Genomic DNA, 23,658 nt, shown 5'->3' on the forward strand with positions numbered 1-23,658 from the left:
AGGGTGAAAAAAGCATTGCATGTTTATGCAGTGCTTTTAAAATATATTAATTGGAAACGTTACCGATAACGTTTCCGGAAAGAGTAAGAGGTGCAGATATGAGAGCAAGTGGTATACTGATGCCGGTGGCAAGTCTTCCGTCAGAATATGGAATCGGGGCGTTTTCAAAAGAAGCCTACAAATTCGTTGATATGCTTAAGAAAGCCGGTCAGCGTTACTGGCAGATTCTTCCTCTGGGACCGACCGGATATGGGGATTCGCCGTATCAGTCTTTTTCAACGTTTGCAGGGAATCCGTATTTTATCGATTTGAATACGCTGGTTAAAAAGGGCTGGCTTAAGAAGAAAGAATGCCGTGCCTGTGATTTCGGAAATGACAGCCGCTATATCGATTATGAGAAGATCTATTTGAACCGTTTTGAGATCCTGAAGAAGGCATTTAAGAGAAGCGGGATCGAAAGCGCTCCGGAGTTTCAGACATTTTGCAAAGAAAACGAGGAATGGCTGGATGATTATGCCCTGTATATGGAGCTGAAGCAGGCGAATGGCGGAAAGAGCTGGAGCGAATGGGCGGATCCATATCGTTTGAGAAATGCTGAGGCATTGGAAGCGTTCAGAAAAGAGCATAAAAAAGGGATCCGTTTCCAGAAGTTCCTGCAGTTCGAATTTCTGGAAGAGTGGAAAGCATTGAAAGATTATGCAAATCATAAAGGTATCGAGATCATCGGAGATATTCCGATCTACGTGGCATTTGACAGTGCGGATGCGTGGGCACATCCGGAATTGTTCCAGTTTGACGAGAACAGAATGCCGGTCGGGGTTGCGGGATGTCCGCCGGACGCCTTCAGCGCAACCGGGCAGCTCTGGGGCAATCCACTCTATGACTGGGCGTACCACAAAGAGACGGGATTTGAGTGGTGGATCAAACGGGTCGCGCACTGTCAGAAGTTGTATGATATTATACGAATCGACCACTTCCGAGGATTTGATGAGTATTACTGGATCCCGGCGGCAGATGAGACGGCTGAATTCGGTCACTGGGAGAAAGGGCCGGGCATGGATATTTTCCGGGCCGTGGAAGAAAAACTTGGAAAGCTCAGGATCATTGCGGAAGATCTGGGCTTCCTTACGGATTCCGTGCTGCAGCTTGTGGCTGATTCCGGATTCCCGGGAATGAAAGTTCTGGAGTTTGCGTTTGATTCCAGAGAACCGAGCGATTACCTTCCGCATAATTATACCAGAAATTGTGTGGTTTATACGGGCACTCATGATAATGAGACGCTTGCGGGATGGTATTGTGAACTGAATGAGAAAGACAAACGCCTTGCACTGAAATATATGGGATATAAAGAACTGGAAGAGCAGGATGCCGTCTGGGCGGTTATCCGCCTGGCACAGGCAAGTGTGGCCGATACCTGTATTATTCCGATCCAGGATTATTTGTGCCTGGGAAATGAGGCGCGGATCAATCAGCCTTCCACGCTTGGCGGCAACTGGATCTGGCGCCTTCAGAAAGAAGAGGTTAGCAAGGAACTTATTAAGAAGATCCGGAAGATGACGAAGCTCTACGGAAGACTGCCGGAATAATTGACGAGAGGACTGTTGAACTTTGGGAATGACGATCAAGGATATTGCAAAGAAATGTGGTGTCGGCATCAGTACGGTATCGCGTGCGCTGAACGATCATCCGGATATCAATCCGGAGACGAAAGAGAGAATTCTGAAGACCGTGGCAGAATCGGATTTTGTGCCGAACAACAGTGCCAGAAATCTGAAACGGACCGATGCGCAGGCGATTGCGGTGATGGTTAAAGAGATTGATGATCCGTTCTTTGCTACTATGATGCAAGTCCTGGAGCGTGAGATACGGAAGAGACATTATGCTTTTTTCATCCGGCATATGACTCGTGGAAGAGACGAGCTGGAGGAAGCGGCCGAATTGATCGCGGAGAAGCGGCTGAGAGGCCTGATCTTTCTCGGAGGAAGCTTTGAGAATAAGATGGACCGCCTGAAGAAAATTAAGGTTCCTTTTGTGGTTTGTACGGCTTCTCTGACTGCGGTTCCAGAAGGAAGACTGGCATCCTGGGTCGCCACAGATGACTATCATGCAAGCAGGGAGATCGTAAATTATCTCTGTGAAACAGGCAATAGAAATATTGCAATTCTGGCTTCGGATAAGAATGACAGCAATGTGGGTTATCTTCGGATGAAAGGGTATGAGAAGGCACTTGAGGAACATCAGATTCCTTTGCGGGACGAACTGATCTGCTATCTGGATGAAACGGATACAGCTTATTCTATGGAAAACGGATATCGGATGATGCAGAAGCTGCTCATAAGAAAATGTGGATTTACAGCTGTTTTTGCAATTTCGGATCTGATGGCAGTCGGGGCGATCCGGGCTTTGCGAGAAGCCGGAAAGCGAATCCCGCAGGATGTGGCGGTTGCGGGATTTGACGGTCTTGCATTTGCAGAGTATTTTGAACCACCGATTACAACGATGGTGCAGCCTGTCGAAGAAATTGCAAAAGAGTCGGTGGTGATCTTATTTCAGATGATTGAAACGCAGAAAAGTTGCGAGGGGAGAATTCTGCCGGCGAAGCTGGTTGTCAGAAAATCGACAGAGAGGGGACATATCTAACAGATAGGTCCCTTTTTCATTTTGTTTGATGCCAAAAACAGAGAGCACTCTAATTTTTGCGCTTTTACGAATTAAAGGCTTGAAACTATGAGGAAAATAGGATATTATAGTGTTTAACAGATTTTGAGGGGACGATGGTCTGACCTCTGAACCGGAGATTAACGGAAGGAATGAATAAGATGAATCTGAATATTGGTGTGATTAAGGGAGACGGAATCGGTCCGGAGATCGTGACCGAGGCAATGAAAGTTCTGGACAAGACCGGAGAAATATATGGTTTCCGGTGTACATACGAGCAGCTTCTGATGGGAGGAGCATCGATCGATGTGCATGGAGTGCCGCTGACAGATGAGACGATTGCGAGAGCAAAGGCAAGTGATGCGGTTCTGATGGGATCGATCGGCGGGGATGCGAAGACATCTCCATGGTACCAGCTGGAACCATCAAAAAGACCGGAAGCCGGCCTGCTTAAGATTCGTAAAGCGCTGAATTTGTTTGCAAATCTGCGTCCGGCAGTTCTCTATGAAGAACTTGCAGCCGCTTGTCCTTTGAAAGGAGAGATAACAGAGGGCGGATTCGATCTGATGATCATGCGTGAACTGACCGGCGGATTGTATTTCGGAGAGAGAAAAACAGTTGAAGAAGAAGGAGTCAGAACAGCTTATGATTCTTTGACATATAATGAGAATGAAATACGCAGGATTGCCGTGAGAGCGTTTGATATAGCTATGAAGAGAAGAAAGAAAGTGACCAGCGTTGATAAAGCAAATGTACTGGATTCTTCCAGACTCTGGAGAAAGGTTGTCGAGGAAGTCGCGGCGGATTACCCGGAAGTGACGCTGGAACACATGCTGGTGGATAACTGTGCAATGCAGCTTGTAAGAGATCCGAAGCAGTTTGACGTCATTCTGACTGAGAACATGTTCGGTGATATTTTGTCGGATGAGGCCAGTATGGTAACCGGATCAATCGGAATGCTTGCGAGCGCAAGCCTGAATGAGACGAAGTTCGGTCTTTATGAACCGAGCGGTGGGTCCGCACCGGATATTGCCGGTAAGGGAATCGCGAATCCGATTGCGACGATTTTGTCTGCAGCAATGATGCTTCGGTTTAGCTTTGATCTTGACAAAGCAGCGGATGCAATTGAAGCAGCTGTTTCGCAGGTACTGAAGGACGGCTATCGTACCGGTGATATTATGTCGGAGGGATGCACGAAAGTCGGAACTGCACAGATGGGGGATTTGATCTGTGAACGGATTCATTAGGAAGTCTTGCTTGGCTGAAGTCAGTATAAAGCATACATAGAGGATATTCAGGAGGATACATAGAAATGAAAAGCGATAATGTTAAAAAAGGGATGCAACAGGCACCACATCGGTCCCTGTTCAACGCATTAGGGTATACCAAAGAGGAGCTGGATCGTCCATTGGTCGGAATCGTCAGTTCTTACAATGAGATCGTTCCGGGACATATGAATCTGGATAAGATCGTGAACGCAGTAAAAATGGGAGTTGCCATGGCAGGAGGAACACCGGTTATGTTCCCGGCGATCGCTGTCTGCGATGGAATTGCGATGGGACATATCGGAATGAAATACTCTCTGGTAACCAGAGATCTGATTGCAGATTCCACCGAGGCAATGGCACTGGCTCATCAGTTTGATGCACTTGTTATGGTTCCGAACTGTGACAAGAATGTGCCCGGACTTCTGATGGCAGCAGCACGAATCAACGTGCCTACTATATTTGTCAGCGGTGGCCCGATGCTTGCCGGGCATGTAAAAGGCCAGAAGAGAAGCCTTTCCAGCATGTTTGAAGCAGTTGGTTCTTATGCTGCAGGCACGATGACAGAAGAAGATGTATGTGAATTTGAAAATAAAGTATGCCCGACCTGTGGTTCTTGCTCCGGTATGTATACCGCGAACAGTATGAACTGTCTGACAGAAGTACTCGGTATGGGACTTCCGGGCAATGGAACCATTCCGGCAGTTTATTCAGAGCGTATCCGTCTTGCAAAGCATGCAGGCATGCAGGTAATGGAACTTTACAGAAAGAATATCCGTCCGAGAGATATTATGACAAAAGAAGCGATCCTGAATGCCCTCACTGTAGATATGGCTTTGGGATGCTCTACCAACAGTATGCTGCATCTTCCGGCTATTGCTCATGAGATCGGCATGGATTTCGAGATCGATTTCGCAAACGGAATCAGTGCAAAGACTCCGAATCTTTGCCATCTTGCACCGGCAGGCCCGACTTATATGGAAGATCTGAATGAGGCCGGTGGTGTCTATGCAGTGATGAACGAATTGAATAAGAAGAACCTTCTGAATACAGAGTGTATGACCGTAACCGGTAAAACGGTGGGAGAAAATATTGCGGGATGTGTTAATAAGAATCCGGAAGTTATCCGTCCGATCGACAATCCATACAGCCAGACAGGCGGCCTTGCAGTATTGAAAGGAAATATCGCGCCGGACGGAAGTGTTGTAAAACGTTCGGCAGTTGTAGAAGAAATGCTCGTCCACGAAGGACCGGCCAGAGTATTTGAATGTGAAGAGGATGCAATCACAGCCATCAAGGGCGGACAGATTCATCCGGGAGATGTTGTCGTAATCCGTTATGTCGGACCGAAGGGTGGACCGGGTATGCCGGAAATGCTGAATCCGACTTCTGCAATCGCAGGAATGGGACTTGGCTCATCGGTTGCTCTTATCACCGACGGGCGTTTCAGCGGAGCTTCCAGAGGCGCATCTATCGGACATGTTTCGCCGGAAGCAGCAGTAGGCGGCCCAATTGCACTGATCGAAGAAGGAGATATCATTGAGATCGATATCCCGAATCTGAAACTGAATGTCAGAGTTTCGGATGAAGAACTGGCAGCGAGAAAAGAAAAATGGCAGCCGAGAGAACCGGAAGTTACAACCGGTTATCTTGCACGATATGCATCAATGGTAACATCCGGAAACCGCGGTGCGGTGCTGGAGATACCGCGTTAAGAATAAAGTACAAAGGGGAATGCACAACATGCGGTTAAATGGTTCTGAAATATTGATAGAATGTTTAAAAGAACAAGGCGTTGATACCGTTTTCGGATATCCGGGCGGGGCAATTTTGAATGTATATGACGAATTATATAAGCATAGTAATGAAATTAAGCACATTCTGACTTCTCACGAGCAGGGCGCGTCTCATGCAGCAGACGGTTATGCCCGCGCCACCGGAAAAGTCGGTGTATGTTTTGCAACAAGCGGTCCGGGAGCCACCAATCTGGTAACCGGAATCGCAACAGCATTTATGGATTCGATTCCAATCGTGGCTATCACATGTAATGTCGGGGTGCCGCTTCTTGGAAAAGACAGTTTCCAGGAAATTGATATCACTGGAATCACCATGCCGATCACAAAATATAATTTTATCGTGAAAGATGTCAATGAGCTTGCAAAGACGATCAGAAAAGCATTTGCCATCGCACAGTCAGGAAGACCGGGGCCGGTTCTGATCGATATCCCGAAGGATGTTACCGCAAACATGGCAGCGTATGAACCGATGAAGATCGAGCCGGTGAAGAAGTACAAAAAAGATATTTGTATGGAAGATGTAGAACAAGCGTTACAGATGATTCGTGAAGCTCAAAAGCCTTATATTTTCGTCGGAGGCGGGGCAATCCTCTCTGATGCAAGTGAGGAATTAAGAGCGTTTGTAGAGAAAGTTCAGGCGCCGGTATGTGATACTCTGATGGGAAAAGGAGCATTTCCGGGTACAGATGAACTGTATACAGGAATGCTTGGTATGCATGGAACCAAAACTTCGAATTTTGGTGTCAGCGGATGTGATCTTCTGATCGTAATCGGTGCGAGATTCTCAGATCGTGTTACAGGAAATGCAAAAAGATTTGCGGAAAAGGCCAAGATCCTTCAGATCGATATCGATGTAGCCGAGATGAACAAAAATGTTATGATTGATTGTGGTGTCGTAGGCGATATCAAGGAAGTACTTACCTTGATCAATGAGAGACTTCCGAAGCAGAATCATGATGAATGGATTCGGAAGATTCAGGAGTACAAACAGAAATATCCACTGACTTATCATCCGGATATTCTGACGGGACCTTTTGTTGTCGAAGAGATCTACAGACAGACAAAAGGGGAGGCACTGATCGTCACAGAGGTCGGACAGCATCAGATGTGGGCGGCACAGTATTATAAATATACCAAGCCGAGAACCCTGCTGACTTCCGGAGGACTTGGAACCATGGGATATGGACTTGGTGCATCCATTGGTGCCAAGATGGGATGCCCCGAGAAAACGGTTGTTAATATTGCGGGAGACGGCTGCTTCCGTATGAATATGAATGAGATCGCCACAGCTGCCAGATATCAGATTCCGATCATCCAGGTGGTAATCAATAATCACGTACTCGGAATGGTGCGTCAGTGGCAGAATCTGTTTTATGGTCAGCGTTATTCAGCGACGGTACTGAATGATGCAGTGGATTTTGTAAAACTTTCAGAAGCTATGGGAGCGAAGGCAATTCGCGCAACGACGAAGAAGGACTTTGAAGCCGCTTTTCAGTCGGCGCTTGCGTGTGACGGTCCGTTCGTAATAGATTGCCAGATTGATTGTGATGATAAGGTATGGCCGATGGTGGCACCCGGAGCTGCAATCAGCGAGGCGTTTGATGAAGGAGACCTGCAGGCAGAAAAACAAGAACAATAATTTTAAAGCAGGAATGGAGGAAAAGACTATGAAAAGAGTTTACAACTTTTCAGCAGGACCGGCAGTGCTGCCGGAAGAAGTGCTCAAAGAAGCAGCAGAGGAAATGCTGGATTACCAGGGAACAGGGATGTCCGTTATGGAGATGAGTCATCGTTCCAAAGCTTTTGAGAAAATTATCACAGAAGCGGAACAGGATCTTCGTGATCTTATGAATATTCCGGACAACTATAAAGTATTATTCTTACAGGGCGGAGCAAGCCAGCAGTTTGCAATGATTCCGATGAACCTGATGAAGAATAAGGTTGCTGATTACATTATCACAGGTCAGTGGGCGAAAAAGGCTGCCGCTGAAGCTGAGAAATACGGAAAGGTAAACCGTATCGCATCTTCTGCAGATAAGACATTCAGCTATATTCCGGATTGCTCTGATCTTCCGATTGACGACGATGCAGATTATGTTTATATCTGTGAGAATAACACAATTTACGGAACAAAATACAAAGAACTTCCGAACACCAAGGGAAAACTTCTGGTAGCTGATGTATCTTCCTGTTTCCTTTCTGAGCCGGTTGATGTGACAAAATACGGCATCATTTACGGTGGCGTTCAGAAAAATATCGGACCGGCAGGTACCGTAATTGTGATCATCAGAGAAGATCTGATTACAGAGGATGTTCTTCCGGGAACTCCGACCATGCTGCAGTATAAAACACATGCAGATGCGAAATCACTTTACAACACACCTCCGGCATATGGCATTTACATTTGCGGAAAAGTGTTCAAATGGCTCAAGAAGATGGGCGGTCTTGAAGTGATGAAAGAGCGCAATGAGAAGAAAGCGAAACTTCTCTATGATTATCTGGATCAGAGTAAGCTATTCAAGGGCACCGTTGAGAAGAAGGATCGGTCTCTTATGAACGTACCGTTCGTAACAGGCAGTGATGAACTGGATGCCAAATTCGTAAGAGAAGCAAAAGAAGCAGGCCTTGAGAACTTGAAAGGTCATCGTACAGTCGGCGGTATGCGTGCAAGTATCTACAACGCAATGCCGTACGAAGGCGTAGAAGCACTGGTTGCATTTATGAAAAAATTTGAGAAGGAGAATCTGTAGTTATGTATAAATATTATTGCTTAAATCCAATCTCAAATGTAGGTCTTGATAAATTCACAGATGAATATGCACCGGCAAGCGATGCAAAGGGAGCAGACGCCATTCTGGTAAGAAGTGCGGCAATGCATGAAATGGAATTTGACAAAAGCCTGAAGGCAATCGGCCGTGCAGGAGCCGGCGTAAATAATATCCCGTTGGAAAAATGTGCAGAACAGGGAATCGTCGTATTTAATACACCTGGAGCAAATGCGAACGGTGTAAAGGAACTTGTGATTGCAGGTCTTCTTCTTGCATCCCGTGATATCATCGGAGGTATTAACTGGGTTCAGGAGAATGAAGAAGATGGAAATATCGCAAAAGACGCCGAAAAAGCTAAGAAAGCTTTTGCGGGATGTGAGATCGAGGGCAAGAAGCTCGGAGTAATCGGACTTGGCGCAATCGGTGTTCTTGTTGCAAATGCGGCAACTAATCTCGGAATGGATGTTTACGGATATGATCCGTATGTTTCTGTAGATTCCGCATGGAGACTTTCCAGAAGCATTCATCATGCCAAAAGCGTAGATGAACTTTATAAAGAATGTGATTATATCACGATTCATGTACCGGCACTTCCGGATACCAAAGGCATGATTGATAAGAATGCGATCGATTTAATGAAAGATGGTGTTGTTGTGCTGAATTTCGCAAGAGATGTTCTTGTGAACAGTGAAGCGATGGTAGATGCTCTGATCAGTGGCAAAGTAAAGCGTTATGTGACCGATTTTCCAACACCGGAGATCGCAGGCGTGAAGAATGCGATCGTTATCCCACATCTGGGCGCTTCTACAGAGGAATCTGAAGACAACTGTGCGAAGATGGCTGTTCAGGAACTGAGAGATTTCCTTGAAAATGGAAATATCAAAAATTCTGTCAATTATCCGTCCTGTGATATGGGCGTGAAAGACAAGACCCGTATTACGATCATGCACAGAAATATTCCGAACATGATCGGTCAGTTTACCGCATTGCTTGCAAAAGACAATGTCAATATCGATGACATGACGAACAAGAACAGCGGTGCATATGCATACACTATGATGGATGTGGATTCTGAAGTCGGTGCTGAGGTTGTGGATGGACTGGAAGCAATCGAAGGAGTACTCAAAGTCAGAGTGATTGAATAGAGAAACGATAAGAATAACAGTGGGCTGCGCAGGATATGCGCAGCTCTTTTCGTGTGAAAGAAGAGTTCGGGCATATATTACAAATATTACAAATTCTACTCTGATTTTTAATATATCTTAAGAAAATCTTCCATTGTATACGGAGTTACTATGCCTTATAATGTAGATGAAAACAAGAAAAAACATAGATATTGTGGGGTAATACGAATGAAGAAGAAAGACATGAGAAGGGCGCGTGCAAGAGCAAGAGCAGCCATAAAACGTAGAAATAAAAAGAAACACGGCAAAGTTTCCACAATCAGTATTCTGGGAGTACTGATGGTATGCCTGGTATCGGCATTACTGCTCAGCCATGGAGCTGTCGCAGGAGGACAGCAGGAAATACCGATTACGCTGAAGGTGGATGACATTTCTGTTGTGCAGGGAGAGGAAAGGCCGCTTCTTACAGCAAAAGCCAGCTGCGACGGAGATGTGGAGACGGTCCTGGATGAAGATACGGGGTATACGATCCAGGATCTTGTGGATGAGTTGAACCGTGGTATCGGCTTCACGCTGGAGTGCGATGGAGACGGAAGTACGGAAGGAAAGTTTCCAATCAAGGCAGAACTTACCAGTGAGATCACCACGCCGCTTTATGCAGAGTGGTTTGGTAAAGTGAAGGTTGATGTTGAGGATGGTGTCTTTGAAGTTAAGAACCAATACGGAGAATGGGATGACAGTCGATTCAAACGCTGGGACGGTACATATGTTGCAAATGATTTTATCACTTATCATGGCAGGACCTATTATTTTGGAGAGGACGGCAAGAAAGTAATTGGATGGCAGGAAATTGCTTCGGCCCGTTATTATTTCGATAAAAAGGGTGTCATGCAGACCGGCTGGTATGAAGAAGACGGCGCAAAATACTATTTTGACGATACGGGAATGATGACGGTCGGATGGCTGACACTGGATGATAATAAGTATTATTTTGATCAGGAAGGTAAGATGCTGACCGGAGAACAAAAAATCGGTGTGAGAAAATGCGTCTTTTCCGAAGACGGAGTTCTGGAATCTGAGGAAGGCGGCGTAGATCCGAACGCACCGATGGTTGCACTCACATTTGATGACGGACCGGGGCCAAGAACTGCTGAGCTGCTGGATGTTCTGGCGGAATATGATGCAAGAGCGACATTTTTCATGCTGGGAACTCAGGTGAGCAAGAATCCGGATACTGTGAAGAAAATGGCAGAGATCGGCTGTGAACTGGGCAATCACTCCTATGATCATACAAATCTGACGAAGCTGGATGCAAATGGAATCCAGAAACAGATGAGTGACACGAACAATCAGCTCGTCGAAGCTTGTGGACAGAAAGCGACGGTCATGCGTCCTCCTTACGGTGCGATTAATGATACAGTTAAACAGAACGCAGGCTTGCCTATGATTCTGTGGTCTATAGATACTCTGGACTGGAAGACGAGGAATACGCAGTCCACGATCGACGCAGTTATGAATAATGTCCAGGACGGAGCTGTCATTCTGATGCATGATATTCATACACAGTCCATTGATGCGGCCATTGCATTGATTCCGAAGCTTCAGGAAGCCGGATATCAGCTTGTTACCATCAGTGAGATGGCAGAGGCGAAAGGAATCCAGATGGAAAATGGCGGAAAATATGGATTCTTCCAAAAAAGTGAATAAAAGGTGTTTGCAGTTTTCTAAAAATGTGGTATCATATAGCATAGTAACGCTTTACAGTGCGAAACTATAGAACGAGAGGTACAAAGAAATGGCATATGAAATAACAGGGCATACTGTCCTTACCGGCCTCCTTGGAAGTCCTGTGGCTCACAGTATTTCGCCAATGATGCACAACGAAGCATTCCGCCAACTGGGGCTGGACTATGCATACCTGGCATTTGATGTCGGGACAGATCATTTGAAGACTGCTGTGGAAGGTCTTAAAGTCATGGGAGTCAGGGGCTTTAACCTTACAATGCCGGATAAGAATCTGATGTGTAGTCTGGTTGATAAGCTTTCACCTGCTTCAGAAATCGGCGGGGCAGTGAATACAGTGGTAAATGATGACGGCGTGTTGACCGGATATACAACGGATGGAATCGGATTTATGCGATCAGTTAAGGAAGAAGGCATGGATATTATCGGGAAGAAGATGACACTTCTCGGAGCAGGAGGAGCTGCGGCCGCAATCATGATTCAGGCGGCACTGGACGGAGTGGCTGAGATCTCCGTATTCAATATCCGAGATGATTTCTTTACACGTGCAGAAGGTATTATGGAAAAATTGAGAGGGCAGACGGAATGTAAGCTAAATCTTTATGATTTCTCAGATCCGGAAGTTCTGAAGAGAGAGATCGCAGAGAGTGTCATCCTTGTAAACGGAACTTCCATCGGAATGGCACCGCGTACAGACCGCTGCATTATAACTGACGACAGTGTATTCCGGAAAGATCTGTTTGTCTTTGATGTGATTTATAATCCGGAGGAAACCCTTCTTCTTAAGAAGGCGAAAGCGGTCGGATGTCAGACAGCAAACGGTCTGAATATGCTCCTTTATCAGGGCGCGGCTTCTTTTGAACTCTGGACCGGGTGTGAGATGCCGGTTGACATCATCAAGGAAAAATATTTTAAACGTTAATTGACAAATCGGTTTGAATTGTGTATTATGGTTTATATGCTGATAAAATTGAATATTCTACTATCGAAATACGATGAAAAGAAGTAGTAGGTATAATGAAGTGTCACAGAGAGTCCTTGGCAGGTGCGATAAGGATACAACGAGTTATATTGAATTCCTCTTGGAGTAGAGTGCTGAATTACTGTAACAGTATTAGTAGGCATCTCCGGAAGCAGCCGTTATCTGCAAGGGTATAACCGGAATAAAGGCGTACCTGTCGAGGCAGTTGCTGTGAAGTAACTGTGAAGTGAGGTGGAACCACGAAGTATGATTACTCTCGTCCTCTGTATGAGCAGAAGACGGGAGTTTTTTATTACCATTGACTCAATAGGAAACTTCGTTTCTGCAAAAGTACGCTTCCCGGTGGGAGCATGTTTTTCAAAATCTTAAGAGACAGAAAGGAAAAAGACTATGATTATTGTATTAAAACCAAGAACAACAGAAGAAAATATTTTGCGAGTAGAAAACATGGTGCGCGCGAGAGGGCTCGAGACGCATACAGTCCGTGGTGAAGAGCTTACCATTATCGGATGTATCGGCGATACGGTCCGCGTTGACCCGCGGCTTTTTGAAGTGGATAAAAGCGTAGAAAAAGTTATGCATGTGCAGGAACCGTATAAACTGGCGAACAGAGCATTTCATCCGGAAGATACGATCGTTGATGTTGCAGGTGTTAAGGTCGGCGGAGGCCATATGGCACTGATCGCCGGACCCTGCTCTGTAGAAAGTGAAGAACAGGTGATCGAGATCGCTAAGGCGGCTAAAGAATCCGGTGCAAATATGCTCCGCGGTGGGGCGTTCAAGCCGAGAACCAGTCCATATTCTTTCCAGGGAATGGGACTTGCGGGGCTGGATATCCTTTGCAAAGCAAGAGAAGTAACCGGCCTTCCAATCGTAACGGAACTGATGTCTGCAGAGTATCTGGATTTATTTGATGAAAAAGTAGATTTGATCCAGATTGGTGCAAGAAATATGCAGAATTTTGATCTCTTGAAACAGCTTGGTAAAACAAAGAAACCGATTCTTCTGAAGAGAGGGCTGAATGCAACATATGAAGAGTGGATCATGTCGGCAGAATACATTATGTCATCCGGCAACCCGAACGTAATTCTGTGCGAAAGAGGTGTACGTACATTCGAAAGCTACACCAGAAACACACTGGATTTACAGGCAATTCCGGTAATCAGACGTTTGAGTCATCTTCCGATCATCGTGGATCCGAGCCACGCAGGCGGAAAATGGTGGCTGGTAGAACCGATGTCCAAAGCAGCGGTTGCAGCAGGGGCAGATGGTCTTATGATCGAAGTACACAACAATCCGGAGTGTGCGCTCTGCGATGGAGGACAGTCTTTGAAACCGGCGAAATATGATACCCTGTTGAAAGAGATCCGTCAGATTGCAGAAGTTGTAGGTAAGAAAATGTAATTGACAGGAGGATAGAACATGAGTGAACCAGGTATCAAAATGGTCGTTGATTTAAAAGAACATAGTTATCCGATATATATAGAAAGGGGAATTATGGGTCAGGCTGCCGAACGGATCAAAGAAGTATATCATGGCAGAAAAGTGATGATCATCTCGGATGACAGTGTGTACGCTTATTATGGAGAGGCAATTAAGAAAGAACTTTCAGGAAGTTTTGAATGCTATGAAACAATCATTCCTCATGGCGAACCGTCTAAAAGTTTTCAGACCCTTCCGAGGGTATACAGTTCACTTCTGAAGGCGAAGATTACCAGAACGGATCTGATTGTGGCACTCGGCGGTGGGGTGACCGGTGATCTGGCAGGATTTGTGGCAGCAACTTTCTTAAGAGGAATTCAATTTGTCCAGATCCCGACTTCCATATTGGCACAGGTGGATTCGTCTGTAGGAGGAAAAGTGGCAGTTGATCTTCCGGAGGGAAAGAACCTGGTTGGCGCATTTTACCAGCCGAAAATGGTTCTGATCGATCCGGATGTACTGGACACTCTTCCGGAACGCTATGTAACCGATGGAATGGGAGAGGTCATTAAATACGGATGCATCAAGGACGCAGAATTATTTGCAAAACTAGAAGAGTACGGCTCTTTCGAGAATCTGAAGGCGCATTTAACCGACGTGATCGCGACTTGTGTAAACATTAAAAGAGTGGTCGTGGAAGAAGACGAATTTGACATGGGAGAACGGATTCTTCTGAATTTCGGGCATACGCTGGCACATACGATTGAGCAGTATTATCACTATGAGAGAGAAAGCCACGGAGAAGCGGTTGCTATCGGAATGTATCAGATCACCAAGATCGCGGAGGAGAAGGGGCTTACGAAAACGGGGGAGGCCGAGAGAATCAAGAATGTCCTGAAGGCTTATGGACTTCCGACAGAAGCGCATCTTCCGCTTCCGGAATTGATCGAGGCAATGAAGCTGGATAAGAAAACAATGGGAAATAAATTGAAGGTCGTGCTGCTTCACGAGATCGGAGATGCTTATGCATATCCGACGAGCATAGAATTTTTCGCGGGAGACCGTCAGGTATAAAAAAAGAGTTCCGAAAGGAACTCTTTTTAAAATCGTGAATTTATTTCTGGTTCGCCATGCGCCCCTCAAGAAGATCGTGAATCTTGTCGGTCGGGTTCAGAACGGAGCTGATCGGGATGTCATGATTCAGAGAATCGATGATCAGTGCGAGGAACTTGCTCATGTCTGCTTTGATAAAGTACGGCTTTGAGTTAAGTTCAGGCGGAAGATACGTCAGGTTGGTCGTGATCAATCCATCCATATAGCCTTTTTCGTAGTATTTGTCGAATTTTCCGAGACCTTCCGTGAAAAGACCGAAGGTGGTGCAAACATATACACGTGCGGCGCCGCGGTCTTTGAGCTGCTTGGTTACATCCAACATACTTTCTCCGGATGAGATCATATCATCGACGATGATGACCGTTCTTCCATGAACATCATCCCCGAGAAACTCATGCGCTACAATTGGGTTTTTCCCATTTACAACGGTTGAATAATCGCGTCGTTTGTAGAACATTCCCATATCTACACCGAGTACATTGGAAAAGTATACGGCTCTGCCCATTGCACCCTCGTCCGGGCTGATGATCATCAGATGCTCCTTGTCGACAGCAAGGTCAGGTACAGCCTTAAGAAGTGCTTTCATAAACTGGTAAGCAGGTGAGAAGTTGTCGAATCCCTTCAATGCGATTGCGTTCTGGACTCTCGGGTCATGTGCATCGAAGGTGATGATGTTGGAAACGCCCATCTGAACCAGCTCATCCAGTGCCATGGCACAGTCAAGGGATTCTCTCTTGGTACGCTTGTGCTGCCTGCTCTCATAGAGAAACGGCATGATCACGTTGATGCGGTGTGCTTTACCGGTACATGCGGCGATCACACGCTTCAAATCCTGGAAATGATCATCCGGTGACATATGGTTCAGATGTCCGTTCACGGTATAAGTAAGGCTGTAGTTGCAGACATCGACCATAATGAATAAGTCTTTTCCGCGGACACTTTCTCCGATGACGGCTTTGGCTTCCCCAGTACCAAAACGCGGACAGTTGTGTTCTGTCAGATACGTGTCAGCTTCGTAAGAAGAAAAAATCGCAGGATCCAGAAAATCATGAAGAGATTCCTTACGAAAAGAGACAATATAATTGTCTACCTTCTTTGCGAGCGGCTCGCAGCTCTTTAAAGCGATAATCTTAAGCGGTGCGATCGGCAGCGCTTTTTCCATAAATTCTATATTTGTCATATGTGCCTCCTGTATTCGAATGTCGCTCATTTCTCCTACTCATTTATACCATTATTTTAGAACTATGGCAAGAAAGAGCTGTAAAAAATTGCAATTTTCGCGGAAATCTAGTATGATAAGAAAGAATAGAAAATGGGGAGCTTTTAATTTTATGAAGCATGAGCATATTATAAAGAGTGTAGAAGAAGGAAGCATTGCCTGGGAAATGGGGATCGAACCGGGAGACAGGCTGCTTCAGATTAACGGAAGTATCATAGAAGATGTATTTGATTATCACTATTATACGAACGATGAAGAACTTCTTATTCTGATCCAGAAGGAAAATGGAGAGGAATGGGAGCTTGAGATTGAAAAAGATTATGATGAAGATCTGGGAATCGAGTTTGAACAGGGTCTGATGGATGAGTACCGTTCCTGCAGGAACAAGTGCATGTTCTGTTTTATCGACCAGATGCCGAAGGGGATGCGGGACACCCTGTATTTTAAAGATGATGATTCCAGACTTTCTTTCCTCCAGGGAAATTATATTACGTTGACAAATATGAGCGATCATGATATACAGCGTATCGTGGATTATCATCTGGAACCGATCAATGTTTCGATTCATACAACGAATCCAGAGCTTCGCTGCAAGATGCTGCATAACCGCTTTGCGGGAGATGCGCTGAAGAAGATTCAGATTTTATACGACGGCGGGATCACGATGAACGGGCAGATCGTATTGTGTAAAGGGATCAACGACGGAGAAGAGCTGGAGAGAAGTATCCGGGATATGACGAAATGGCTTCCGAATCTTCAGAGCGTATCGGTTGTTCCGGTGGGACTTACGAAGTTCCGTGACGGGCTCTATCCGCTGGAGCCGTTTACAAAAGAAGATGCAAAGGAAGTACTTGGCATCATTCACAAGTGGCAGAAAAAGATTTATGAAGAATACGGAATACATTTTATCCATGCCGGAGACGAATGGTATTTGCTGGCGGAGGAGGAACTACCGGAAGAGGAGCGGTATGACGGATATTTACAGCTGGAGAACGGGGTAGGTATGCTGCGCCTTCTTCTGAATGAATTTGAGGAAGCATATGAGCCGCTTGCAGGTGATGGAAGAGAGATCCATCTGTCCATGGCGACGGGCAAACTGGCCTATCCGTATCTGAAGGAGATGCTGGAACGGCTGAAGGCGAAGTACCCGAATCTGAATGTGAATCTGTTTGAGATCCGCAATGATTTCTTCGGGGAGCGGATCACCGTTGCAGGACTGATCACCGGACAGGATCTGATCGCACAGCTTAAGGGGCAGGATCTGGGAGATGCGCTTCTTCTCCCGTGCAGTATGTTGCGGAGCGGAGAGGAAGTATTTCTGGATGATGTGACCGTGACGGAATTATCGGATGCTTTACAAGTTCCGATAGATATTGTAAAATCAAGCGGTCAGGATTTTATAGAAGCAGTATTACAGCAAACGAAAGGGGCAAGATTATGAGTAAACCTGTAGTTGCCATTGTGGGGCGTCCGAATGTGGGAAAATCAACGCTGTTCAACGCATTGGCAGGAGAGAAGATAGCAATTGTGAAAGATACGCCGGGGGTGACCCGGGATCGTATTTACGCCGAGGTAAACTGGCTGGATAAAGATTTTACACTGATTGATACGGGAGGTATTGAACCGGAGAGCAGGGATGTGATCCTTGCCCAGATGCGGGAACAGGCGCAGATTGCGATCGACACGGCAGACGTGATCCTGTTCATGACTGATGTGAAGCAGGGATTGGTAGATGCGGATTCGAAGGTGGCAGACATGCTCAGACGGTCGCACAAGCCGGTGATCCTCGTTGTGAATAAAGTAGATAATTTCCAGAAAATGATGCCGGATGTTTATGAATTCTATAATCTGGGCATCGGTGATCCAATGCCGATTTCAGCGGCAGAGCGGATCGGAATCGGGGATATGCTGGACAAGGTACTGGAGCATTTCCCGGAAAGAAGCGGGACAGAAGAGGAGGACGAGCGTCCGAGAATCGCGATCGTAGGAAAGCCGAACGTTGGGAAATCTTCCATTATCAATAAGCTGATCGGGGAAGACCGGGTGATCGTATCGGATATTGCAGGAACGACGCGAGATGCCATCGATACGGATATTGTGCATAACGGAAGAGAATATGTTTTTATCGACACCGCCGGACTTCGCAGAAAGAATAAGATCAAGGAAGAGCTGGAGCGCTACAGTATCATTCGTACTGTGACTGCGGTAGAGAGGGCGGATGTGGTCCTCATTGTGATCGATGCGGTGGAAGGTGTGACTGAACAGGATGCAAAGATTGCAGGAATCGCACATGACCGTGGTAAGGGGGTTATCATTGTAGTAAATAAATGGGATGCCATTGAGAAAAATGACAAGACCGTGAAGGAATATGAGCAGAAGATCCGTATGGTTCTCTCCTTCATGCCTTATGCAGAAATCATGTATGTCTCAGCCAAAACGGGACAGAGACTTCCGAAACTGTTTGATATGATCGATATGGTCATCGAAAATCAGACACTCCGTATTGCAACCGGTGTTCTGAATGAGATCATGACTGAGGCCGTTGCGCTTCAGCAGCCCCCGTCAGATAAAGGAAAACGACTGAAACTGTATTACATTACCCAGGTCGCTGTAAAGCCGCCGACATTTGTCATCTTTGTAAATGATAAAGAACTGATGCATTTTTCGTATACACGTTATCTGGAAAACAGAATTCGCGAGGCCTTCGGCTTCAAGGGAACTTCGCTGAAATTCTTTATACGTGAGAGAAAGGAGAAGGATCAGTAGGATGGAACGGCTTATTTGTTTGGGAATAGGATATGTGTTTGGATTGTTTCAGACTGGATATATTTACGGGAGAATGCATGGAATGGATATCCGCAAGCATGGAAGCGGAAATGCGGGTTCCACCAATGCACTCAGAACAATGGGTGTTAAGGCAGGCGCGATCACTCTTTTGGGGGATTGTTTTAAATGTGTGATCGCTGTGCTGGTAGTCCGGGGAATCTTCGCAAGCCGGTGTCCGGAAATCCTGCCGCTCCTTTCACTGTATGCCGGATTCGGAGCAGTACTTGGGCACAACTATCCGTTTTATCTCGGATTTAAGGGAGGAAAGGGAATTGCGGCTACGGCTGGTATGATCCTTGTGACGGATCTTAGAATGGCTGCGGTATGTCTTGTGGTTTTTGTGGTGATCGTAGCGGTTACAAGATATGTTTCTTTAGGGTCACTTGTAGTTACGGTACTGTTTCTGGCAGGACTTGTGATCTGTGGACAGATGGGGGAGTTTGGAATGGCGCAGAACTATCTTTTTGAAATGTATGGGGTAGGGCTGTTGTTTACACTATCAGCTTTCTTCCAGCACAGAGCGAATATTAAGAGACTTCGGGAAGGAACAGAGAATAAAATCGGCCTGAAGAAGAAAGAAGCATAGAAAAAGATTAGGAGAATGACAATGAAGAAGATTGGAATTATGGGTGCAGGAAGCTGGGGAACTGCTCTGGCAATTTTACTTTCAAATAATGGACATGATGTGACGGTCTGGTCGATCGACAAAAATGAGGTTGAGATGTTGTCCGAAAAAAGAGAACATACATCCAAACTTCCGGGAGTTGTGATTCCGGATCATATCGTGTTTACCAATGACATTCAGGATGGAATTCTGGAGAAAGATGTAGTCGTGCTGGCGGTGCCGTCACCGTTTACCAGAAGTACAGCGCGTTCTATGAAACCATTTGTGAAGGAAGGACAGATTCTTGTTAATGTAGCGAAAGGAATCGAAGAGAGCACACTTATGACCTTAAGTGAGCAGATTGAAGAAGAAATACCACAGGCAAATGTAGCGGTACTTTCAGGCCCGAGTCATGCAGAAGAAGTTGGACGCAAACTTCCGACGACGGTAGTTGTGGGCGCAAAGAAAAGAGAGACTGCCGAATATCTGCAGAGCATTTTCATGAGCGAAGTGTTCCGAGTTTATACCAGCCCGGACATTCTGGGCATTGAGCTGGGCGGTTCGCTGAAAAATGTCATCGCTCTGGCAGCCGGAATTGCGGACGGTCTCGGCTATGGCGATAATACAAAAGCAGCCCTGATCACGCGTGGAATCGCAGAGATCTCACGGCTTGGAGTGAAAATGGGCGGTAAGATTGAATCATTTACCGGTCTGACCGGAATCGGAGATTTGATCGTGACCTGCGCCAGTGTACACAGTCGCAATCGAAAGGCTGGCTATCTGATCGGGCAGGGCAAGACCATGCAGGAAGCGATGGATGAAGTGCAGATGGTTGTAGAAGGCGTTTATTCTGCGAAGGCAGCGAAGAAACTTGCAGAGAAATATGAGGTCTCCATGCCGATTGTAGAGGAAGTGAACCGCATCTTGTTTGAGGGAAAGAAAGCAGAAGAAGCGGTACGGGAACTGATGCTGCGTGATGGAAGAATCGAACATCCGGCACTTCCATGGGAAGAATAGAAAAAACGATACTTTAGGAGGCGTATGTTTACGAAAGACAGAAGCAGGGAAGAGGATGAGAGAGTACGCGGGGAGATCGTGAGAGTCAAACCGGATTATAGAGCGGGACTTACAGAGGAACAGGTAAGAACACGTGTGGAAAATGGATGGACGAACGAGGAAGTGGCGCCGCCAGCATTGACGACAAAAGAGATTATTCATAAAAATGTATTTACGTATTTTAACTTGATTTTTCTGGTGTTGGCGATCCTCCTTTGTATTGTCGGATCGTTCCGTAATCTGACATTTCTTCCGGTCATTATCGCAAATACAATGATCGGAATCATTCAGGAGATCCGTGCAAAAAGGGTCCTTGAAAAGCTGAACATGCTAAATGCTCCGCATGCGGAGGTAGTACGGGACGGAAATGTGCGGAAAATTGATGCGATTGATCTTGTAATCGATGACATCGTCATTTTCGGCGCGGGCAACCAGATCTGTGCGGACGCAGTGGTGGAAGAGGGAGAAGTCAGGGTCAATGAATCCCTTCTTACCGGAGAATCGGACGAGATTACCAAGCGTCGGGGAGACACGCTGCTTTCAGGAAGTTTCATTGTATCCGGAAAATGCCATGCCAGACTGACCAGTGTGGGAGAAGATTCTTATATTTCCAGGCTGACTCTGGAAGCCGGAGCCATGCCGGAAGGGGAACAGTCTGAGATGATGCGTTCTCTCGACCGGCTGGTTAAAGTTGTGGGAATCGCTCTGATCCCGATCGGGATCGTGCTTTTTGTTCAGGGCTTCTTCTTTAACGGGGAGAGTTTCCGGGAAAGCATTGTATCGATGGTTGCAGCCGTGATTGGAATGATTCCGGAAGGTCTGTATCTTCTTGCAAGTGTGGCAATGGTTGTGAGTGCCATGCGGCTTGCAAAGAAACGAGTACTGCTTCATGATATGAAGAGTATCGAGACTCTTGCCAGGGTCGATGTGCTTTGTGTGGATAAGACCGGAACAATCACGGAAAACAGCATGTGTGTGAATAAGGTCGTGAGAGCGAAGGGGTATGAGGAAGAAACTATGCCGCCGCTTGAAGAGATGATCGGGGATTTTGTGAAAGAGATGGAGGCAGACAACGCCACCATGGCTGCTCTGAAAGAATTCTTTAAAGAGAATTCCGGGAAGAAACCGGACAAAGTCATCCCGTTTTCTTCCACTGTGAAGTATAGTGGTGTCATTTACGGAGAAGATGCCTATGTGCTCGGAGCACCTGAATTCGTTCTGAGAAAGATGTTTTCAGAACATCAGGATAAGATTAATCAATTTGCAGAAAAAGGCTACCGGGTTCTTGTTTTTGCAAAATATGATGGAATTCCGGATGGAAAAGCGTTGACCGGAGAGGCAAATCCGCTGGGATATATTCTGCTTCTGAATAAAGTCCGCAAAGAGGCGCCTTCAACGTTTGCATTTTTTGAACAGCAGGGTGTTGAGATCAAAGTGATTTCCGGTGATAATCCACTGACCGTCTCTGAGACAGTAAAGCAGGCAGGAATTCGGAACGCAGAACGCTATATTGATGCACGGGAACTAAAGACTGAGGAAGAACTGGAAGAAGCTGCCCGGAATTATACCGTATTCGGAAGAGTTGTGCCGGAACAGAAACGCCAGCTTGTGCATGCGTTGAAACGTCAGGGACGTACGGTCGCGATGACCGGGGACGGTGTCAATGACGTACTGGCACTGAAAGATGCGGACTGTTCAGTTGCGATGGCTTCCGGAAGTGATGCGGCGGCACAGGCTTCCCAGGTTGTTCTTCTGGAATCTGATTTTTCCAAAATGCCGGAAGTTGTACTGGAAGGGCGTAGAGTCGTCAATAATATTCAGAGATCGGCCAGTCTGTTTCTGGTGAAGAATATTTTTTCTTTCCTCTTATCGCTGTTCTCTCTGGCTTTCATGATTACGTATCCGCTGGAACCGTCACAGGTTTCGCTGATCACGATGTACACCATTGGTATCCCTGCATTTTTCCTGGCACTTCAGCCGAACAAGGATATCATACGGGGACATTTCCTGACGAATGTGGTTCTGAAGGCGCTTCCTGCCGGACTTACGGATGTGATCGCGGTCGGTGCACTGGTCGTGTTCGGGCAGACATTCGATGTTCCTGCATCGGATATTTCTACAGCAGCGACGATGCTGCTGGCAATTGTCGGATTTATGATTCTTTACCGGATCTGTCAGCCGATGAATCTTTTCAGAAGGGTGATCTGGATAGGATGTGTCGTCGGAATGCTCGGCTGCAGCATTTTCCTTCCTGATTTATTCGCAATCACGGGAATGTCTACGAAATGTATCATGCTGTTTGTAGTCTTCTCCATTGCGACAGAACCGGTGCTGCGCTATCTCACACGGTTTGTGGAGTGGATCAGAGAAGGCTATATCCGGCTGTTTAAGAATCCGGAGAAAAAGAGGGTGTAATGAATCAGACATTTTTGATTTTGACAATATTAGGAATGGTGTTTTTTGGATCAATATATGGAGGCCTGAAAGGAAAAATCGGCAATGGGGTGCTGGTATTCAAAGCGCTTGCCACTCTGATGCCGGTCCTGGCGGCCTTTGCAGGAGTGCGTGCAAATAACAGTATGTCTGGCTGGCTGATGGTCGGGGGAGCAGTTCTTTGCATGGTGGCAGACGTGCTGCTTGAGCTGGTCCTTTTGGCAGGCGTGGCTGTGTTTGCATTAGCTCACCTTTTATTCATTGCAGGATATGCATGCCGTTATGGGATGGAATGGTATACGCTTATTCTTTTTGCAACAGGATATTTGATATTTTTTGTTGGACTTGGAAAGTATCTACCTGAAGCAAAGAAGATGAACCGGAAGAAAATGGTTCCCGATGCAGTTTATCTCACCGGCGCGGCCATATATCCTGCATTTCTCTGTGGAACAGCAGCTATGGCTTTGTCCGGGCTGATTAAAAGTGGATTTTCATTAAGTGCAATACCGGGGGCTATTGGTGGAGTATGTTTTATAATTTCCGATTATATTTTGGCCTGGAGGACATTTACGAAAAGAAAAGAGAGAAAATACAGTCTGATCCTGTTAATATTTTATTATAGTGCGGTGTATTTGCTGGTATGCTGATA

18 protein-coding genes and 1 other annotated feature are annotated in these 23,658 nt (G+C 46.2%); of the genes, 17 read left to right on the top strand and 1 reads right to left on the bottom strand.

Annotated features, from left to right (window positions below; translation table 11 throughout):
- The first annotated feature begins 98 nt into the window (after positions 1–98).
- The 11 genes from malQ (at position 99) to aroB (ending at position 14,832) form a co-directional block, all read left to right on the top strand.
- Positions 99–1,586, top strand: a complete 1,488-nt coding sequence (malQ, locus tag ACTNB3_RS03015) for a 4-alpha-glucanotransferase (RefSeq protein WP_441024488.1) — start codon at positions 99–101, stop codon at positions 1,584–1,586.
- Between the two features lie 28 nt (positions 1,587–1,614).
- The gene (locus ACTNB3_RS03020; RefSeq protein ID WP_427806489.1) at positions 1,615–2,640 is read left to right on the top strand and encodes a LacI family DNA-binding transcriptional regulator; all 1,026 of its coding nucleotides are present in this window, start codon (positions 1,615–1,617) and stop codon (positions 2,638–2,640) included.
- Positions 2,641–2,819: 179 nt separating this feature from the next.
- Positions 2,820–3,905, top strand: coding sequence for a 3-isopropylmalate dehydrogenase (leuB, locus tag ACTNB3_RS03025; protein ID WP_441024535.1), 1,086 nt, complete (start codon positions 2,820–2,822; stop codon positions 3,903–3,905).
- 65 nt (positions 3,906–3,970) lie between these two features.
- Positions 3,971–5,638 (top strand): dihydroxy-acid dehydratase, encoded by a 1,668-nt coding sequence (gene ilvD / locus ACTNB3_RS03030; RefSeq protein WP_427806436.1) that lies wholly within the window; start codon positions 3,971–3,973, stop codon positions 5,636–5,638.
- Between the two features lie 28 nt (positions 5,639–5,666).
- The gene (ilvB, locus tag ACTNB3_RS03035; RefSeq protein WP_441024489.1) at positions 5,667–7,358 is read left to right on the top strand and encodes a biosynthetic-type acetolactate synthase large subunit; all 1,692 of its coding nucleotides are present in this window, start codon (positions 5,667–5,669) and stop codon (positions 7,356–7,358) included.
- Positions 7,359–7,386: 28 nt separating this feature from the next.
- Positions 7,387–8,469: a 3-phosphoserine/phosphohydroxythreonine transaminase gene (gene serC, locus ACTNB3_RS03040; protein ID WP_427806434.1), complete on the top strand. Its 1,083-nt coding sequence runs from the start codon at positions 7,387–7,389 to the stop codon at positions 8,467–8,469.
- 2 nt (positions 8,470–8,471) lie between these two features.
- Positions 8,472–9,632, top strand: a complete 1,161-nt coding sequence (locus ACTNB3_RS03045; RefSeq protein ID WP_427806433.1) for a phosphoglycerate dehydrogenase — start codon at positions 8,472–8,474, stop codon at positions 9,630–9,632.
- A gap of 207 nt (positions 9,633–9,839) precedes the next feature.
- Positions 9,840–11,318, top strand: coding sequence for a polysaccharide deacetylase family protein (locus tag ACTNB3_RS03050; protein WP_427806431.1), 1,479 nt, complete (start codon positions 9,840–9,842; stop codon positions 11,316–11,318).
- Positions 11,319–11,406: 88 nt separating this feature from the next.
- Positions 11,407–12,276 carry a shikimate dehydrogenase gene (locus ACTNB3_RS03055; RefSeq protein ID WP_427806430.1) on the top strand — a complete coding sequence of 290 codons (870 nt, stop codon included), beginning with the start codon at positions 11,407–11,409 and terminating at the stop codon, positions 12,274–12,276.
- Positions 12,277–12,340: 64 nt separating this feature from the next.
- Positions 12,341–12,603: a binding site (T-box leader), on the top strand.
- 123 nt (positions 12,604–12,726) lie between these two features.
- A complete protein-coding gene (aroF, locus tag ACTNB3_RS03060; protein ID WP_427806429.1) occupies positions 12,727–13,740 on the top strand; it encodes a 3-deoxy-7-phosphoheptulonate synthase in 1,014 nt (337 codons plus the stop codon).
- Positions 13,741–13,773: 33 nt separating this feature from the next.
- The gene (aroB, locus tag ACTNB3_RS03065) at positions 13,774–14,832 is read left to right on the top strand and encodes a 3-dehydroquinate synthase (RefSeq protein ID WP_441016015.1); all 1,059 of its coding nucleotides are present in this window, start codon (positions 13,774–13,776) and stop codon (positions 14,830–14,832) included.
- Between the two features lie 40 nt (positions 14,833–14,872).
- Here the strand turns inward: aroB and ACTNB3_RS03070 are convergent, their stop codons facing one another.
- Positions 14,873–16,051 (bottom strand): ribose-phosphate pyrophosphokinase, encoded by a 1,179-nt coding sequence (locus ACTNB3_RS03070; RefSeq protein ID WP_427819131.1) that lies wholly within the window; start codon positions 16,049–16,051, stop codon positions 14,873–14,875.
- 112 nt (positions 16,052–16,163) lie between these two features.
- Here ACTNB3_RS03070 and ACTNB3_RS03075 point away from each other — a divergent pair, with 112 nt between their 5' ends.
- The 6 genes from ACTNB3_RS03075 to ACTNB3_RS03100 are packed head-to-tail and all read left to right on the top strand — an operon-like array spanning position 16,164 to position 23,656.
- Positions 16,164–17,531 carry a DUF512 domain-containing protein gene (locus tag ACTNB3_RS03075; RefSeq protein WP_441024491.1) on the top strand — a complete coding sequence of 456 codons (1,368 nt, stop codon included), beginning with the start codon at positions 16,164–16,166 and terminating at the stop codon, positions 17,529–17,531.
- A complete protein-coding gene (der, locus tag ACTNB3_RS03080; protein ID WP_427806423.1) occupies positions 17,528–18,856 on the top strand; it encodes a ribosome biogenesis GTPase Der in 1,329 nt (442 codons plus the stop codon). Before ACTNB3_RS03075 ends, der begins: the two co-directional genes overlap by 4 nt.
- A gap of 1 nt (position 18,857) precedes the next feature.
- On the top strand, positions 18,858–19,502 hold the full coding sequence (gene plsY, locus ACTNB3_RS03085) for a glycerol-3-phosphate 1-O-acyltransferase PlsY (protein WP_427806422.1): 645 nt from the start codon (positions 18,858–18,860) through the stop codon (positions 19,500–19,502).
- Between the two features lie 21 nt (positions 19,503–19,523).
- Positions 19,524–20,537, top strand: coding sequence for an NAD(P)H-dependent glycerol-3-phosphate dehydrogenase (locus ACTNB3_RS03090; protein ID WP_427806421.1), 1,014 nt, complete (start codon positions 19,524–19,526; stop codon positions 20,535–20,537).
- A 24-nt stretch (positions 20,538–20,561) separates the two neighbouring features.
- Complete coding sequence (locus ACTNB3_RS03095) at positions 20,562–22,991, top strand: cation-translocating P-type ATPase (protein WP_441024492.1); 2,430 nt, start codon at positions 20,562–20,564, stop codon at positions 22,989–22,991.
- On the top strand, positions 22,991–23,656 hold the full coding sequence (locus ACTNB3_RS03100; protein ID WP_441024493.1) for a lysoplasmalogenase family protein: 666 nt from the start codon (positions 22,991–22,993) through the stop codon (positions 23,654–23,656). Before ACTNB3_RS03095 ends, ACTNB3_RS03100 begins: the two co-directional genes overlap by 1 nt.
- Positions 23,657–23,658: the final 2 nt, after the last annotated feature.

This window comes from Bariatricus sp. HCP28S3_D3 (assembly GCF_052065755.1).
In the GTDB taxonomy this organism is placed as follows: Bacteria; Bacillota; Clostridia; order Lachnospirales; family Lachnospiraceae; genus Allocoprococcus.

Excerpts from the sequence above, each read along its gene's own strand:
- malQ (WP_441024488.1), top strand. The coding sequence starts at position 99 with ATGAGAGCAAGTGGTATACTGATGCCGGTGGCAAGTCTTCCGTCAGAA.
- ACTNB3_RS03020 (WP_427806489.1), top strand. The coding sequence starts at position 1,615 with ATGACGATCAAGGATATTGCAAAGAAATGTGGTGTCGGCATCAGTACG.
- leuB (WP_441024535.1), top strand. The coding sequence starts at position 2,820 with ATGAATCTGAATATTGGTGTGATTAAGGGAGACGGAATCGGTCCGGAG.
- ilvD (WP_427806436.1), top strand. The coding sequence starts at position 3,971 with ATGAAAAGCGATAATGTTAAAAAAGGGATGCAACAGGCACCACATCGG.
- ilvB (WP_441024489.1), top strand. The coding sequence starts at position 5,667 with ATGCGGTTAAATGGTTCTGAAATATTGATAGAATGTTTAAAAGAACAA.
- serC (WP_427806434.1), top strand. The coding sequence starts at position 7,387 with ATGAAAAGAGTTTACAACTTTTCAGCAGGACCGGCAGTGCTGCCGGAA.
- ACTNB3_RS03045 (WP_427806433.1), top strand. The coding sequence starts at position 8,472 with ATGTATAAATATTATTGCTTAAATCCAATCTCAAATGTAGGTCTTGAT.
- ACTNB3_RS03050 (WP_427806431.1), top strand. The coding sequence starts at position 9,840 with ATGAAGAAGAAAGACATGAGAAGGGCGCGTGCAAGAGCAAGAGCAGCC.
- ACTNB3_RS03055 (WP_427806430.1), top strand. The coding sequence starts at position 11,407 with ATGGCATATGAAATAACAGGGCATACTGTCCTTACCGGCCTCCTTGGA.
- aroF (WP_427806429.1), top strand. The coding sequence starts at position 12,727 with ATGATTATTGTATTAAAACCAAGAACAACAGAAGAAAATATTTTGCGA.
- ACTNB3_RS03070 (WP_427819131.1), bottom strand. The coding sequence starts at position 16,051 with ATGACAAATATAGAATTTATGGAAAAAGCGCTGCCGATCGCACCGCTT.
- ACTNB3_RS03075 (WP_441024491.1), top strand. The coding sequence starts at position 16,164 with ATGATAAGAAAGAATAGAAAATGGGGAGCTTTTAATTTTATGAAGCAT.
- der (WP_427806423.1), top strand. The coding sequence starts at position 17,528 with ATGAGTAAACCTGTAGTTGCCATTGTGGGGCGTCCGAATGTGGGAAAA.
- plsY (WP_427806422.1), top strand. The coding sequence starts at position 18,858 with ATGGAACGGCTTATTTGTTTGGGAATAGGATATGTGTTTGGATTGTTT.
- ACTNB3_RS03090 (WP_427806421.1), top strand. The coding sequence starts at position 19,524 with ATGAAGAAGATTGGAATTATGGGTGCAGGAAGCTGGGGAACTGCTCTG.
- ACTNB3_RS03095 (WP_441024492.1), top strand. The coding sequence starts at position 20,562 with ATGTTTACGAAAGACAGAAGCAGGGAAGAGGATGAGAGAGTACGCGGG.
- ACTNB3_RS03100 (WP_441024493.1), top strand. The coding sequence starts at position 22,991 with ATGAATCAGACATTTTTGATTTTGACAATATTAGGAATGGTGTTTTTT.